Origin of the sequence: Halomonas sp. GXIMD04776, assembly GCF_049808615.1 — a bacterium.
Taxonomy (GTDB): Bacteria; Pseudomonadota; Gammaproteobacteria; order Pseudomonadales; family Halomonadaceae; genus Modicisalibacter.
Genome location: NZ_JBNCAN010000021.1, coordinates 17,046 through 31,556, shown reverse-complemented (window position 1 = coordinate 31,556; position 14,511 = coordinate 17,046). Strand labels below are relative to the sequence as shown.

At 57.6% G+C, this 14,511-nt stretch carries 15 protein-coding genes; 1 reads left to right on the top strand and 14 read right to left on the bottom strand.

What is annotated here, in order from left to right:
• Positions 1–146: 146 nt before the first annotated feature.
• Positions 147–344 carry a PA3496 family putative envelope integrity protein gene (locus ACPF7Z_RS14370; protein ID WP_425193939.1) on the top strand — a complete coding sequence of 66 codons (198 nt, stop codon included), beginning with the start codon at positions 147–149 and terminating at the stop codon, positions 342–344.
• A gap of 90 nt (positions 345–434) precedes the next feature.
• Here ACPF7Z_RS14370 and ACPF7Z_RS14365 read toward each other — a convergent pair whose 3' ends face one another.
• The 14 genes from ACPF7Z_RS14365 to ACPF7Z_RS14300 form a co-directional block, all read right to left on the bottom strand.
• Positions 435–1,775, bottom strand: coding sequence for a sodium-dependent transporter (locus ACPF7Z_RS14365; RefSeq protein WP_425193938.1), 1,341 nt, complete (start codon positions 1,773–1,775; stop codon positions 435–437).
• A 164-nt stretch (positions 1,776–1,939) separates the two neighbouring features.
• Complete coding sequence (locus tag ACPF7Z_RS14360) at positions 1,940–2,797, bottom strand: DUF72 domain-containing protein (RefSeq protein ID WP_425193937.1); 858 nt, start codon at positions 2,795–2,797, stop codon at positions 1,940–1,942.
• Between the two features lie 28 nt (positions 2,798–2,825).
• Positions 2,826–4,661 (bottom strand): glutamine--fructose-6-phosphate transaminase (isomerizing), encoded by a 1,836-nt coding sequence (glmS, locus tag ACPF7Z_RS14355; protein WP_425193936.1) that lies wholly within the window; start codon positions 4,659–4,661, stop codon positions 2,826–2,828.
• A 12-nt stretch (positions 4,662–4,673) separates the two neighbouring features.
• Positions 4,674–6,047: a bifunctional UDP-N-acetylglucosamine diphosphorylase/glucosamine-1-phosphate N-acetyltransferase GlmU gene (glmU, locus tag ACPF7Z_RS14350; RefSeq protein ID WP_425193935.1), complete on the bottom strand. Its 1,374-nt coding sequence runs from the start codon at positions 6,045–6,047 to the stop codon at positions 4,674–4,676.
• A gap of 261 nt (positions 6,048–6,308) precedes the next feature.
• The gene (locus tag ACPF7Z_RS14345; protein ID WP_425193934.1) at positions 6,309–6,737 is read right to left on the bottom strand and encodes a F0F1 ATP synthase subunit epsilon; all 429 of its coding nucleotides are present in this window, start codon (positions 6,735–6,737) and stop codon (positions 6,309–6,311) included.
• A gap of 38 nt (positions 6,738–6,775) precedes the next feature.
• Complete coding sequence (gene atpD, locus ACPF7Z_RS14340; protein ID WP_425193933.1) at positions 6,776–8,152, bottom strand: F0F1 ATP synthase subunit beta; 1,377 nt, start codon at positions 8,150–8,152, stop codon at positions 6,776–6,778.
• A gap of 48 nt (positions 8,153–8,200) precedes the next feature.
• A complete protein-coding gene (gene atpG, locus ACPF7Z_RS14335; protein WP_425193932.1) occupies positions 8,201–9,076 on the bottom strand; it encodes a F0F1 ATP synthase subunit gamma in 876 nt (291 codons plus the stop codon).
• 64 nt (positions 9,077–9,140) lie between these two features.
• Positions 9,141–10,685, bottom strand: coding sequence for a F0F1 ATP synthase subunit alpha (atpA, locus tag ACPF7Z_RS14330; RefSeq protein ID WP_425193931.1), 1,545 nt, complete (start codon positions 10,683–10,685; stop codon positions 9,141–9,143).
• A gap of 16 nt (positions 10,686–10,701) precedes the next feature.
• The gene (locus ACPF7Z_RS14325) at positions 10,702–11,241 is read right to left on the bottom strand and encodes a F0F1 ATP synthase subunit delta (protein ID WP_425193930.1); all 540 of its coding nucleotides are present in this window, start codon (positions 11,239–11,241) and stop codon (positions 10,702–10,704) included.
• 11 nt (positions 11,242–11,252) lie between these two features.
• Complete coding sequence (locus tag ACPF7Z_RS14320; RefSeq protein ID WP_425193929.1) at positions 11,253–11,723, bottom strand: F0F1 ATP synthase subunit B; 471 nt, start codon at positions 11,721–11,723, stop codon at positions 11,253–11,255.
• A gap of 66 nt (positions 11,724–11,789) precedes the next feature.
• The gene (gene atpE, locus ACPF7Z_RS14315) at positions 11,790–12,038 is read right to left on the bottom strand and encodes a F0F1 ATP synthase subunit C (protein WP_011508579.1); all 249 of its coding nucleotides are present in this window, start codon (positions 12,036–12,038) and stop codon (positions 11,790–11,792) included.
• A 51-nt stretch (positions 12,039–12,089) separates the two neighbouring features.
• Complete coding sequence (atpB, locus tag ACPF7Z_RS14310) at positions 12,090–12,956, bottom strand: F0F1 ATP synthase subunit A (RefSeq protein WP_425193928.1); 867 nt, start codon at positions 12,954–12,956, stop codon at positions 12,090–12,092.
• Between the two features lie 15 nt (positions 12,957–12,971).
• On the bottom strand, positions 12,972–13,370 hold the full coding sequence (locus tag ACPF7Z_RS14305) for a F0F1 ATP synthase subunit I (RefSeq protein WP_425193927.1): 399 nt from the start codon (positions 13,368–13,370) through the stop codon (positions 12,972–12,974).
• A gap of 201 nt (positions 13,371–13,571) precedes the next feature.
• Positions 13,572–14,486: a ParB/RepB/Spo0J family partition protein gene (locus tag ACPF7Z_RS14300; protein ID WP_425193926.1), complete on the bottom strand. Its 915-nt coding sequence runs from the start codon at positions 14,484–14,486 to the stop codon at positions 13,572–13,574.
• Positions 14,487–14,511 lie beyond the last annotated feature (25 nt).

The window sequence follows — 14,511 nt, the reverse complement described above, 5'->3', positions numbered from 1 at the left end:
GTTTAAGCGCGTTTGATATGAAGAATACTCGTCTTTAATGAGAGTTACTTGAGAATTCGTATTCAACGCCATCGCTATAATGGCTGCGTTATATTCAGAATCGACGCATCGATAACATTGGTTCTTGATGGCAAGGAGCGTCGCGTATGCGTAATGCCGAACAATTGACACCATTAAAAAGCGAACTTCTCGATATTTTCTTGTCCATGGAGGTCGCCGAGCACGAAGCCCGCAAAAGGAATGCCGCGCTGCGCTACTTGCGCGCTCGTCGCGGTATCGAGATCCGCAACGAGGCAAAACGTCTGGAACAGGATCTTGCCGATTACGACGATATAAAGCAGTAAGTCGTTGCTATCCTGCTTCATCGTTTTCATCGTTCTAACTACATTCGCGAGCCCCGCTTCTGGGGCCCGCGATGCTTCGCTATAAGCAATTCAAAGACTGCTGATAAATACCACGATAACGCCGATCGGGGCCACAAAGCGTGTGGTCAGTTTCCACAGCGCGCTTCCCGTGCTTCCTAGCCCCAATTCTTGACGCACCTTCTCACCATCCATGAACCAGCCGACGAATACCACTGCCATGAGCCCAGTCAATGGCAACAAATACTTGCTGGTCAGCGTATCCAGGAAGTCGAAGATGCTCAGCCCCAGAATACTGATCTCGGACCAGGCATTGAACGACAGTAGCGCGGCGATGCCCAGTGCCCAGGTTGCTGCCCCCGCTACCAGTGTGGCGCCAACGCGGGACAGCGGGGTACGCTCTTCGACGGTCTCCACCACCGGCTCGAGTAGGGAAATCGCCGAGGTCAGAGCGGCGAAGGTCAGCAGCAGGAAGAACAAAAGCCCGATGATCACGCCGCCGGTCATGTTACCGAAGGCCAGCGGCAAGGTAACGAAGATCAAGCCCGGGCCAGAACTCGGATCGAGCCCGTTGGCGAACACGATGGGAAAGATCGCCAGACCCGCGACCAGCGCAAACAGCGTATCCAGAATGATGACGGTGCGCGCGGTGCTCAGCAAATTGACCTCTTCACCAAGATAAGAGCCGTAGGCCATCATGATGCCCATGCCCAAGGACAGGGTGAAGAATGCCTGCCCCATGGCGGCCAATACCACACCGCCTCCCAGCTTGCTCCAATCGGGATTGAACATGAAGCTTATCGCCTCGACGAAATAGCCCGAGAAAAGGCCATAGCCCACCAATACTACCAACAGAATACCCAAGGCCGGCATCAAGGTACGCACGGCTCCTTCAAGCCCCGCAGTCACTCCTCGCGCCACGATACCGATGACCAGTACCATGAATACCGAGTGCCACAGCAGCAACGTACTCGAATCGGCCAGCAGGCCGTTGAACAATTCACCGATGGCATCCGCGTCCTGCCCGCTGAAATCCCCGGTAACGGAGCCCAATGTGTAGGAGAGCGACCAGCCGCCGATCACGCTGTAGAACGACAGGATAATAAAGGCACCCAATACCCCGCTGATACCCAGCACGGCCCAGGCCTTACTACGCCCCTCCTGTCTGGCCAGATCCGACATGGTATTGATGGGATTCTTCTGACCGCGCCGACCCAACAGCCATTCGGCGACCAGAATGGGCAAGCCCACCAGAGCGATACAGATGAGATAGACGAGGACGAAGGCGGCACCACCGCTTTCGCCCACCATATAGGGGAATTTCCAGATATTGCCCAGGCCGACTGCAGAACCGGTAGCCGCCAGGATGAAGGTCAGCTTCGAAGACCACTGTGCGTGGGATATTTTTGCCATGTTGTACCCTAATGTCGCATGTCGTCACTTCTCGCCTGGAGAAAGCGACGTCTTGTTTTGTTGTCGCCGAGTGCGATGAAGCGCACAGGCATAAGTTCACGACAAAACTATCCGATGATGAGCCCAATGGCCAGTCTGGAACGTCGTATCGGTTCTACGAAGCATTAAAAAAGCGATGTTTGTCGCTCGCCGGGGAACCTCGGAAGCGTTGGAAGTGACTGGAGGCTCGAAAGCATCGAGTGGAAGTGTCTTGCCAGTTGAGGCGCCTGGCGATTGTCGGGGGTATGCACAAATAAGAAAGGGGTTTTCCCCTGTTTTATCCACAGGGAAAGCCGTTCGCTCCAGGCACGGAAGTATCGTTCATTTATCGTTTTGTCAAGATGTCCGATAAACCGAACGATCGGTGTCTCTGCCGTGGAAAGCACGTGTAACGGGCGTTTGGGCTTTTCACCCTGGGCCTTGAGTAGCCTCGGGTCGTTCCCGGGCGGTGTTGAAAAAAGTGCTCTGATATCGAGCATGACACGATCGACATGATGAGTTATCAACAAGCGATTAAGTTGTCGCTCGGCGTCCCCCTTGTGGAAAAATTCACTGGCACGTACCTCGACTGCGCAGGGGATCTTACTGGGCCAGCGTTCGAGTAGTCCGATCAAACTGGGTAACTCATCGGCGCCGAAATCCCTGGGCAGTTGAATCATCAACGGACCCAGCCGATCGTGAAGCGGAGCCAGGCGCGCAATGAAATCATCGAGTTCATCGGTGATGCCAACCAAGCGTTTGTCATGGGTCAAACGGGCGGGCAGCTTGAAGCAGAAGCGAAAATCCGTGGGCGCCTGGCGGGCCCAGGCCAGCACCACCTCTTCTCGCGGCGCACCGCTATAGAAGGTGGTGTTGCCCTCGACGCAGGAGAAGACCCGGGCATACTCCTCGAGAAACGTCTCGGACGGGGTGTGGGGGGCATAAAGCCCGCCACGCCAGTCGCTATTGGCCCACATGGGCAGGCCGAGATGAAATTCCCCCATTGGGGCTTACTCAACGCTTGCACGACAACTATTCGACGGTCACCGACTTGGCCAGGTTGCGCGGCTGATCGACATCGGTTCCCTTGAGTACCGCCACATGATAGGAGAGCAGCTGCAGCGGCAGGGTATACAGGATTGGGGCCAAGGCGTCGTCGACGTGGGGCAGACGCAAGACCCGAACGCCTTCACTCTCCTTGATATTGACCTGCTCATCGGCGAAAACGAACAGTTCGCCGCCGCGCGCGCGCACTTCCTGAAGGTTGGATTTGAGCTTGTCGAGCAATTCATCGTTCGGCGCAACGGAGATGACCGGCATTTCGCTGTCGACCAGGGCCAGGGGGCCATGCTTGAGTTCGCCGGCGGGATAGGCCTCGGCGTGGATGTAGGAAATTTCCTTGAGCTTCAACGCGCCCTCGAGGGCGATGGGGAAGTGTGCGCCACGGCCCAGGAACAACGCATGATGCTTCTCGGCGAACTCCATGGACAGCTTCTCGATATCGCTATCCAGCGCCAGTACCTGTGTGATGAGACGTGGCAGCGAACGCAACGCCTGGACGATCCGCGATTCATCCTCCTCGTTCATGCCGCGCACGCGTCCCAGACTCAGCGTCATCAACATCAATGCGGTCAATTGAGTGGTGAAGGCCTTGGTCGAGGCCACACCGATCTCGGGTCCCGCATGGGTCATCAGCGCCAGGTCGGATTCACGCACCAGCGAACTACCCGGCACGTTACAGATCGCCAGGCTGCCGATGTAGCCGCCATCCTTGGCGAAGCGCAGCGCGGCCAGGGTGTCGGCGGTCTCGCCGGACTGAGACAGGGTGACGAATAAGGTCCCCGCGGGAACCACCACCTTGCGGTAGCGATACTCCGAGGCGACCTCGACCTGGGTCGGCACGCCAGCGTACTTCTCCAGCCAGTAGCGCGCCACCATGCCGGCATGGTAGCTGGTGCCACAGGCGATGATATGAATCTGTTTGACTTTTTCGAACAAGGCTTCGGCCTCGGTACCGAAGCTGTTGACCAGTGCATGACGCTCGGAAAGACGACCCTCCAGGGTCGCGGCAATCATTTGCGGTTGCTCGTGAATCTCCTTGAGCATGAAGTGGCGATAATCCCCCTTGGAAGCGGCACCGTCGCCGTGCTCGAAGATCTGTGTCGGACGTGTCTGCGGCTCACCGGTGGTATCGAAAACGCTGATATCGCCACCCTTGGATAGACGCACCACGTCGCCTTCCTGGAGGTAGATGAAGCGGTCGGTGACCTGCAACAGCGCCAGGGGATCCGACGCAAGAAACGCCTCCTCGACCCCGACGCCCACCACCAGCGGACTGCCCTTGCGGGCGCCGATAATGGTATGAGGTTCGGCCTTGTGCACCACCGCCAGCGCGTAGGCACCCTCCAGCAGGGCAACGGCGCTACGTACCGCGGTCAGCAAATCCTGGGATAGGGTGAATTCTCGTGATAACAGGTGCGCAACGACTTCGGTGTCGGTCTCCGAAGTGAATACGTATCCCTGCCCTTCCAGTTCGTCGCGCAGCGATTCGTAATTCTCGATAATGCCGTTGTGAACCACCGCGAGACTTTCACCGGATTGGTGCGGGTGGGCATTGTGTTCACTGGGTCGACCATGAGTGGCCCAACGGGTGTGCGCGATACCCAGGTGACCGGCGAGAGGAGCCTCGACAAGCCGCTCCTCGAGCATTGCGACCTTGCCCGCTGCCCGTTGACGATTAAGCCTTGCGTCCTCGGACACCACCGCCATACCGGCGGAGTCGTAGCCGCGATACTCCAAGCGCTTCAATCCCTCCAGCAGGATCCCCTGAACGTTACGTTCGGCTACTGCTCCGACGATTCCACACATCGTGCTGACTCCTTAGTGTTCCTGCTTTGGGGTTTTCTGAGGACGCGGCCAATCCGACTTGCCAATCTGGCGCCCACGCGCGACTGCCAAAGCACCGGCATCGACATTCTTGTTGATGGTGGAGCCAGCACCCACGGTGGCACCTTCGCCTATCGTGACCGGCGCCACCAAGGCCGTATTGGATCCGATGAAGGCACGGTTGCCTATTTCGGTGAAATGCTTGTTGGCACCATCGTAGTTACAGGTAATGGTCCCGGCCCCGATATTGACCTCGCGCCCCAGACGGGCATCCCCGACATAACTGAGATGATTGATCTTGGCATCTTCGCCCAGCGTGGCATTCTTGGTCTCGACGAAATTGCCGATCTTGGCGCCCTGGGCCAGATGTGTTCCGGGACGCAACCGTGCAAAGGGGCCGATCTGACTCTTCCCTTCGAGGACGGCGCCGTCGAGCACGCTGTGCGCTTCGATCACGCTGGCGGCCCCGATCCGGCTGTTGCGGATCACGCAATAGGGGCCCACCCGCACACCATCGCTCAATTCGACATCGCCTTCGAAAACACAGCCGACATCGATCTCGACGTCGCGTCCACACTGTAGATGTCCGCGCACATCCAGGCGTGCCGGGTCGGCCAGAGCTACTCCCTCGGTCATCAACCGCTCCGCCTGGGCAAGCTGATAGGCGCGTTCGAGGCGAGCCAATTGCAACCGATTATTGACACCTTCCACCTCCACCGGCGTTGCCGGCTGGGCGGTGGCAATGACAGTGCCCTCGCCCGCCGCCATGGCGATCACATCGGTGAGATAGTATTCGCCCTGCACATTGTCGGCAGAAAGCTGTGGCAGCCAGCGACGTAACTGCTCTGCGGTCATCGCCATGATGCCGGTATTGCATTCGGCAATGGCGCGCTCCGCCTCGGAGGCATCCTTGTGCTCGACGATCGCCACGGCACGTCCCTCGGTGTCACGCTTGATACGGCCGTAACCCGCAGGATCGTCCAGTGTCACGGTCAAGAGGGCCATACGTTGATCGTTGACTTCATCAAGCAGCGCCGCCAACGTTTCACGTCGTATCAACGGCACATCGCCGTACAACACCAGCACCTTGCCCTCGCCGAGCCCTTCCATCGCTTGGGCCACCGCATGGCCGGTTCCCTTTTGCTCGGCCTGCAGAGCAAATTGCACCGAACAATCGGCAAGGCTATCGCGTACTTGATCACCGCCATGACCGATCACCACATGCAGCCGGTCTGCTCCCAGGCCTGTCGCAGTATCGATCACGTGGCGCACCATCGGCTTGCCGGCCAGGCTATGCAACACCTTGGGTTTTTCCGAGCGCATGCGGGTACCTTGACCCGCTGCCAGAATTACAACATCAAGCGCCATGCCTATCCCTTGTCCGTTTCTGTGATCGAACCCATTCTAGAATTCTCTAGAGTCACGTACCAACGTATATGACGTTTCTAGACCAATGCGTTATACGACTCAGTTATTTACATTAAATTACATTAACGTTTGAAAAACTGCTTACTGAGCTCACTAATCGAACACGACCAATCAATTAAACTAGCGTTCTTAATAAAAAAATGCCCCAGAGAGTTATTTACTCTCTGGGGCATTTGATACAGAGCAATCATGCGTGTCGAGTTAGCCTCGTCCACTTTTCTTTCGTAACTGCTCTAACGTTCGCAGTTGAGCGACGGCTTCGGCCAACTCCGCTGCTGCTCGGGAATAATCCATCTCCGAGTGCTGTTCGTTGATCGAACGCAGCGCCTCCTTGCGTGCCTCTTCGGCGGCGACCTCATCGAGGTCATGCGCCCGCGTGGCGGTATCGGCCAGCACCGATACCAGTTTTGGTTGTACCTCGAGGAAACCGCCGGTGACGTAGTAGATTTCCTCTTCGCCATTCTCACGCATCACACGCAACGGACCCGGTTGCAGTTCGGTCATCAAGGGAGCGTGCCCGGGGAGAATCCCCAGGTCACCCACCTTACCCGCGGCAACGAGTTGGTTGATCTCGCCGGAGAAGATCGATTGCTCCGCGCTGACGATCTCGCATTGGAAGCTGTTCGCCATACCTTAGTCCTCTAACATGAACTGCAACATAAACGGCTTCACTTCATGTTGTTGGCTTTCTCGACGGCTTCGTCGATGGTACCAACCATGTAGAAGGCCTGTTCCGGCAATTCATCGTACTCCCCGTTCAGGATACCTTGGAAACCGCGAATAGTATCCTTGAGCGAGACATACTTGCCTGGAGAACCGGTGAACACTTCGGCGACGAAGAACGGCTGGGACAGGAAACGCTGGATCTTGCGCGCGCGGTTCACCGACATCTTGTCCTCGTCGGACAGCTCATCCATGCCCAGGATGGCGATGATGTCCTTGAGTTCCTTGTAGCGCTGCAGCACGTTCTGCACGCCACGCGCGGTATCGTAGTGCTCGTCGCCGACGGTCAGCGGGTCGAGCTGACGAGAAGTGGAGTCCAGCGGATCGATGGCCGGGTAGATACCCAGTTCGGCGATGGAGCGGGCCAGTACCACGGTGGCGTCCAGGTGGGCGAAGGTGGTCGCCGGCGATGGGTCGGTCAGGTCGTCCGCGGGGACATAAACCGCCTGTACAGAGGTGATCGAGCCGGTTTTGGTCGAGGTGATGCGCTCCTGGAGCACCCCCATCTCTTCGGCCAGGGTCGGCTGATAACCTACCGCCGAGGGCATACGACCCAGCAATGCCGAGACCTCGGTGCCCGCCAGGGTGTAACGGTAGATGTTGTCGACGAACAACAGCACGTCACGGCCGTCGTCACGGAACTTCTCGGCCACGGTGAGGCCGGTCAGTGCCACACGCAGACGGTTACCCGGCGGCTCGTTCATCTGACCGTAAACCAACGATACCTTGTCGAGAACGTCAGACTCCTTCATCTCATAATAGAAGTCGTTACCTTCACGGGTACGCTCGCCGACCCCAGCGAACACCGAGTAACCGCTGTGTTCCGTCGCGATATTACGGATCAGCTCCATCATGTTGACGGTCTTGCCAACGCCCGCGCCACCAAACAAGCCGACCTTACCGCCCTTGGCAAACGGGCAGACCAGGTCGATGACCTTGATGCCGGTTTCCAGCAGCTCGTTGGAGGCGGCCTGATCCGCATAGCTCGGTGCCTTACGGTGAATCGGCATGCGTTCCTGCTCGCCGATCTCGCCCGCCTCGTCAATCGGCTCGCCGAGTACGTTCATGATCCGGCCCAGGGTCTCCTTACCGACCGGTACGGAAATGGCCGCCCCGGTATTTTCCACCTCGAAGCCGCGCTTGAGGCCTTCTGTGGAGCCCATGGCAATACAGCGCACCACGCCATCGCCCAGCTGCTGCTGGACTTCGAGAACAGTCCCGGCTTCCGAGACCTTCAGCGCGTCGTAGACCTTGGGCACTTCGTCCCGCGGAAACTCTACGTCAATCACCGCGCCGATGATTTGTACGATACGTCCGCTCATCTTGGTTCCTCTTAAATACCTGCAAATGAAACCTGGTTTACCGGCGCGCTATACCGCGGCGGCCCCGCTCACGATCTCGGAGATTTCCTGGGTGATGGCCGCCTGGCGGGCCTTGTTGTACACCAGTTGCAGATCGTCGATCAGGTTGCCGGCGTTATCTGTCGCGTTCTTCATCGCGATCATCCGCGCCGCCTGCTCGCAGGCTGCATTCTCCACCACCGCCTGATAGACCTGGGACTCGATATAACGCACCAAGAGCTTGTCGAGAAGCTCCTTGGCGTCCGGCTCATACAGGTAGTCCCAACTGGTGGAACGAGTTTGATCTTCGTCTTCGTCGTCTTTCATGGCGACCAATGGCACCAATTGGCGTGCGATCGGTTTCTGAGTCATGGTATTGACGAATTCGTTGTACACCACGTACAGCCGATCCAGCTCGCCCTCATCGTAAGCGTCCAGCATCACCTTGACGCTACCGATCAGATCCTTGGTCTCCGGGGCCTCACCTATGCCGCTCTTGGCTGCCATGAGGTTGCCGCCGTAATTACGAAAGAAGGTACCGGCCTTGCTGCCAATGGCGACGAAATTGACCTCGACGCCCTTGTCCCGCCATGCCCGGGCTTCCTTGATTACCGTCTTGAACAGGTTGACGTTCAAGCCGCCGGCCAGACCCCGGTCGCTGGAAACAACGATGTACCCGACCCGCTGGACTTCACGATCGATCATGTAGTCGTGGCGATATTCGGGATTTGCCTTGGCAATATGGCTCACGACATGACGAATCTGCTTGGCATAGGGCTGGCTCGCCGCCATACGCTCCTGAGCCTTGCGCATCTTCGATGCCGCGACCATTTCCATGGCGCTGGTAATCTTCTGGGTATTCTTGATGCTCCCGATCTGAGAGCGAATCTCTTTTGCCGCTGCCATCGCGATCTACCTCATTCGTGACTCTCAGAGAAATCGCCGGCCCGACGGTCCGGGCCAGCAGGATTTACCAGGTCTGAGAAGTCTTGAATTTTTCGACGCCAGATTTAAGACCATCCTTGATCTCGTCATTGTAGTCGCCGGACTGGTTGATCTTGTCGAGCAGCTCAGCATGCTCGGCCTTCATGTAGTCGTGCAGGGCCGCTTCGAAATCGAGTACCTTGTTGACGTCGACGTCATCCAGATAGCCTTCGTTGGCCGCGAACAGCGACAGCGACATTTCGGCCACGGACATCGGCGAATACTGCTTCTGCTTCATCAGCTCGGTGACCCGCTGACCGTGCTCGAGCTGCTTACGGGTCGCTTCATCCAGATCCGAGGCAAACTGCGAGAATGCCGCCAGCTCACGGTATTGAGCCAACGCCAGGCGCACACCGCCGCCCAGTTTCTTGATGATCTTGGTCTGCGCCGAGCCACCCACACGAGAGACCGACAGACCGGCGTTGATGGCCGGACGGACCCCCGAGTTGAACATGCTGGTCTCGAGAAAGATCTGACCATCGGTGATCGAGATCACGTTGGTCGGAACGAAGGCCGACACGTCACCGCCTTGAGTTTCGATCATCGGCAGCGCCGTCAACGAGCCAGTCTTGCCGGTTACCTTGCCTTCGGTGAACTTCTCCACGTAATCGGCGTTGACCCGTGCGGCACGCTCGAGCAGACGCGAGTGGAGATAGAAGACGTCGCCGGGGTAGGCCTCACGGCCCGGCGGACGCTTGAGCAGCAGGGAAATCTGGCGATAGGCCCAGGCCTGCTTGGTCAGATCGTCATAGACAATCAAGGCGTCTTCGCCACGATCACGGTAGTACTCGCCCATGGTGCAGCCGGCATAGGGGGCCAGGAACTGCATCGCGGCCGGATCAGCGGCGCCGGCGGCAACGACGACGGTATGCTCCATGGCGCCGTGCTCTTCGAGCTTGCGCACCACGCTGGCAATGGTCGATTGCTTCTGGCCCACCGCCACGTAGATACAGGTAACGCCCTTGCCTTTCTGGTTGATGATCGCATCAATGGCGATAGCGGACTTACCGATCTGACGGTCACCGATGATCAGCTCGCGCTGACCGCGACCGATCGGCACCATGGCATCGATGGACTTGAGACCGGTCTGGATCGGCTGATCGACGGACTGACGGGTAATGACGCCGGGGGCGACCTTTTCCACCGCATCGGTCATCTTGGCATTGATGTCGCCTTTGCCGTCGATGGGATTGCCCAGAGCATCGACCACGCGACCGACCAGCTCGGGGCCTACCGGCACCTCGAGGATGCGTCCGGTACACTGGGCGGTCATGCCCTCCTCGAGCTGCTGATAGTCGCCAAGCACGACGGCGCCGACGCTGTCACGCTCGAGGTTGAGCACCATGCCGAAGATGCTGTTGGGGAATTCGATCATTTCACCGAACATCGCATCTGCCAGGCCGTGAATCTGCACGATGCCGTCGGAGACGCTGACGATGGTGCCCTGGTTGCGGGCTTCGGAAGCGACATCCAGCTTTTCGATACGCTGCTTGATAATGTCGCTGATCTCGGAAGGATTCAGTTGCTGCATGCCGTGTCCCTCAAGCTCAAACGGAAAGCGCGTCGCGCAGACGGCTTAGTCGACCACGTACCGAACCGTCGATGACGGTGTCGCCGGCACGCAGGATGACGCCGCCCAGCAGGGCGCTATCCACCTGAGTGGTAATGGAAATTTCGCGGTTCAGGCGCTTGGCCAGGGCACTCGCGAGCGTTTTTTCCTGCTTGTTATCCAGCGGGAAGGCGGAAACGATGGTCACATCCATACGCTTCTCCTGCTGGGCCTTGAGCAGTTCGAATTGCTCCGCGATGTCTGGCAGCGCTGCCAGGCGATTCCTCTGCGCCAAGGTGCGCACAAGATTGCGCCCCTTCTCGTCCAGTGCCTTGCCACAGACATCGATGACGACACCGGCTTTTTCCTCACTGGATAGCCGGGGATTGCCCAGTACACTGGACTGCATGTCATCGTCGGTGGCGACTCGCGCCATCAGCTTCAGCATGTCGGACCAGGCTGCGAGCTTTTTATTGGCCTGCGCCAGTTCGTAAGTCGCCTTGGCGTAAGGACGGGCGACGGTAGACGTTTCAGCCATGAGTCACCTCCTCAAAGCTCGGTGGCGAGCTTGTCGACGAGCTCGCGATGTTTTTTCTCGTCGATGGAGGATTCCAGAATACGTTCAGCCCCTTCGATGGCGAGTCGCGCGACTTGCGCACGCAACTCTTCCTTGGCGCGGTTGATTTCCTGATCGATCTCGGCGCGCGCATTGGCAATCATGCGCTCGCCTTCCTGACGCGCGTTGTCCCGCGCCTCTTCGACCATCTGGTTCGACCGCTTATGGGCTTGTTCAAGAATTTCCGCTGCTTGTTCCTTGCTTTCACGCAACGTCTCGTTGGCCTGCTCCTGGGCCAGTTCGAGATCACGATTAGCACGGCTGGCAGCATCCAGGCCATCAGCAATCTTCTTCTGGCGTTCCTGCAGAGCCTGCATGACCGGGGGCCATACATACTTCATGCAGAACCAGACGAAGACCGCGAAGGCAATGGCCTGACCGATCAGAGTAAGGTTCAGATTCACGCCAGCACCTCTCGCTTCACAGGTTTGGGGTTAGAGTCACGGTGGGTCGAATCGACCAACCGTAAGTTAACCGACAAACGGGTTGGCGAAGGTGAAGAACAACGCGATACCGACACCGATCATGGTCACGGCATCCAGCAGACCGGCGACAATGAACATTTTCACCTGCAGTTGAGGGATCATTTCCGGCTGACGCGCAGCGCCTTCCAGGAACTTGCCGCCGAGGATACCGAAGCCGATGGCGGTGCCCAATGCACCCAGACCGATCAGCAGAGACACGGCGATGGCGGTCATGCCCAGAACTTGTGCTTCCATGGTTTACTCCAGTTTAGGTCAAGTGGTTTAACGGTTAAGGGGTTACAGCGTTCAGTGTTCTTCCGTCGCCATACTCAGATAGACGATCGTCAGCATCATGAAGATGAATGCCTGCAGCGTGATGATCAAAAGGTGAAATACAGCCCAGGGAAAGTGCAATGGCAACTGCCAAATACCTATTGCCGCGATCAAGATAAAGATCAGCTCACCGGCATAGAGGTTGCCGAAAAGACGCAGTGCCAGTGATACCGGCTTGGCAAGCAGAGTCACTAGCTCGAGCAGCAAGTTGACCGGTATCAGAAATATCATGGCGATCTTGTTGGGTGCACTGAAGGGATGCAACGTCAACTCACCAATAAAGCCCCCGATTCCCTTGGAGCGAATCGAATAAAAAATGATCAGAGCGAATACCGAGAGCGACATGCCAAGCGTTGCGTTGACATCGGTGGTGGACACCACTTTGAAATAGACATGGGCCGGATCGGCACCAAACACCAGAACACCAATCTTTTGCGCCAACATGGGCAGAAAGTCGACCGGTACCAGATCCATCAAGTTCATCAGGAAGATCCAGCAAAAGATCGTCAATGACAGAGGCGCAATCAGCTTGCTCTTGCCATGGAAGGTCTCCTTCACCGAATTATCGACGAACTCGACCATCAACTCGACGAAGTTCTGCAGACCGCCAGGTACGCCGGTGCTGGCAGTCTTGGCTGCCTTGCGAAAGATCCACAAAAAAAGAATGCCAAGGCCAATCGACCAGCCCATGGTATCAAGATGAATGGCCCAGAATCCCATTTCCGCCGCTTCATCGGCGGAATGCGCGATCGACCAGCCATTCTCGGGATGATGACCGAAGGTGAGGTTTTGCAGGTGGTGCTGAATATACTCTGTCGTGGTCAGATTGCTGCCTGCCATTGCATTGCCTCGATATCAGGTGGGCGACGGTTGTCGTAGTAGCCAGGGTCCCAGCCACTGCGTGAACAATGTCGCCACATAAGCGCCAAAGAAGAAAGCGGGATTTGAGGGCGGCACTGCCACGAACACCAGTGTGAACAGTACGGCCGTCAAAACAAACTTACCGGCTTCGGCACGGTAAAAACTCTTGACAATGTCTCTGGCAAATTGCGCTCCCTGATAGCGAAAGGCACGCCAGGAAAAGTAGGCGTTAGGCAACCAACACACCAAACCACCAAGTAGCGCTGAAAACGACGCTTTACCACCCATCAATACGGCACTCGTCACCACTATGATCAGGATGATGGCCAACTGAGCCAGTAGCAGGCGCATGAACCTTGGGCGCTTGAGTCGGGCCGGTACCGGATGATGCATATCGTTACGTCTCTTGGGCTCTCGGATATCGCTCGCCCTGAAAGTCGCCAGTGCCAGACCTCGGCGGATTATAGGGAAGCCCCGTCGAGCCTTCAACCAATGGGATACAAAATCGCGCTAACAGCTGAAGACTTACGACCAAAGCGTAATAAATATCAAGAAAAAACGTTAACGTGCTAAATTAATAGTCGGCGAAGATCATTACCGAATATGAGCGAGAATGCCATCCAGCTCGTCAAGACTCGCATAACGAATAGTCACCCTCCCTTTGCCACTGCGCCCATGCTGAATGCGGACTGGTGCTCCCAACAGCTCACCGAGCTGATTTTCCAGACGGACCACATCGGAGGGTGGCTGAGTCTCCTTCTTGGTGCTCGGTTTGCCTTCCTGAAGCTGTTTTACCAATGCTTCGGTCTGGCGCACGGTGAGGTCTTTGTTGACCACCTCATGAGCGGCCTTGCGCTGTTTTGCCGCGGTCAGCACCAGCAGTGCCCGCGCGTGGCCCATATCCAGATCACCGCGTTCGAGCAGGGTCTGTACTTCAGGATCAAGTGCCAGAAGACGCAGTAGATTAGTGACCTGGGTGCGCGATTTGCCCACGGCATCCGCCACTTGCTGCTGAGTCAGCTCAAATTCTTCCAGCAGGCGCTTCAGGGCCATCGCCTCTTCGACCGGGTTGAGGTTCTCGCGCTGGATATTCTCGATGAGGGCCAGGGCCAGGGCGGTCTGATCGCTGACGTCACGCACGACGGCGGGAATGACGTCGAGCTCCGCCAGCTGGGCTGCGCGCCAGCGCCGTTCACCCGCGACGATCTCGTAACGATCCTCGCCGATCGGGCGCACCACGATGGGCTGCATGACGCCCTGGGCACGGATCGAGTCGGTCAACTCCTCGAGTGCCTCGGGCTGTATCTCGCGCCTTGGCTGATACTTGCCGCGTGTCAGCTGGCCAAGCGGCAGACGCATCAGACGTTCATCTTGCTCCGAAACCTCGAGAGCCTCCTCGACATCAAGTGGCGTATCGATCTGACCGTCGACTTCGAGCATTTCGCGGCGGCGGGCATTGGCACCAATCAAGGCGTCCAGGCCACGGCCCAGGGCGCGTTTACGGGTCATGGGCATTCCTTCGATGCGGTTTCCA

Coding starts and splice junctions, on each gene's coding strand:
- ACPF7Z_RS14370 (WP_425193939.1), top strand. CDS start 147: ATGCGTAATGCCGAACAATTGACACCATTAAAAAGCGAACTTCTCGAT.
- ACPF7Z_RS14365 (WP_425193938.1), bottom strand. CDS start 1,775: ATGGCAAAAATATCCCACGCACAGTGGTCTTCGAAGCTGACCTTCATC.
- ACPF7Z_RS14360 (WP_425193937.1), bottom strand. CDS start 2,797: ATGGGGGAATTTCATCTCGGCCTGCCCATGTGGGCCAATAGCGACTGG.
- glmS (WP_425193936.1), bottom strand. CDS start 4,661: ATGTGTGGAATCGTCGGAGCAGTAGCCGAACGTAACGTTCAGGGGATC.
- glmU (WP_425193935.1), bottom strand. CDS start 6,047: ATGGCGCTTGATGTTGTAATTCTGGCAGCGGGTCAAGGTACCCGCATG.
- ACPF7Z_RS14345 (WP_425193934.1), bottom strand. CDS start 6,737: ATGGCGAACAGCTTCCAATGCGAGATCGTCAGCGCGGAGCAATCGATC.
- atpD (WP_425193933.1), bottom strand. CDS start 8,152: ATGAGCGGACGTATCGTACAAATCATCGGCGCGGTGATTGACGTAGAG.
- atpG (WP_425193932.1), bottom strand. CDS start 9,076: ATGGCAGCGGCAAAAGAGATTCGCTCTCAGATCGGGAGCATCAAGAAT.
- atpA (WP_425193931.1), bottom strand. CDS start 10,685: ATGCAGCAACTGAATCCTTCCGAGATCAGCGACATTATCAAGCAGCGT.
- ACPF7Z_RS14325 (WP_425193930.1), bottom strand. CDS start 11,241: ATGGCTGAAACGTCTACCGTCGCCCGTCCTTACGCCAAGGCGACTTAC.
- atpE (WP_011508579.1), bottom strand. CDS start 12,038: ATGGAAGCACAAGTTCTGGGCATGACCGCCATCGCCGTGTCTCTGCTG.
- atpB (WP_425193928.1), bottom strand. CDS start 12,956: ATGGCAGGCAGCAATCTGACCACGACAGAGTATATTCAGCACCACCTG.
- ACPF7Z_RS14305 (WP_425193927.1), bottom strand. CDS start 13,370: ATGCATCATCCGGTACCGGCCCGACTCAAGCGCCCAAGGTTCATGCGC.
- ACPF7Z_RS14300 (WP_425193926.1), bottom strand. CDS start 14,486: ATGACCCGTAAACGCGCCCTGGGCCGTGGCCTGGACGCCTTGATTGGT.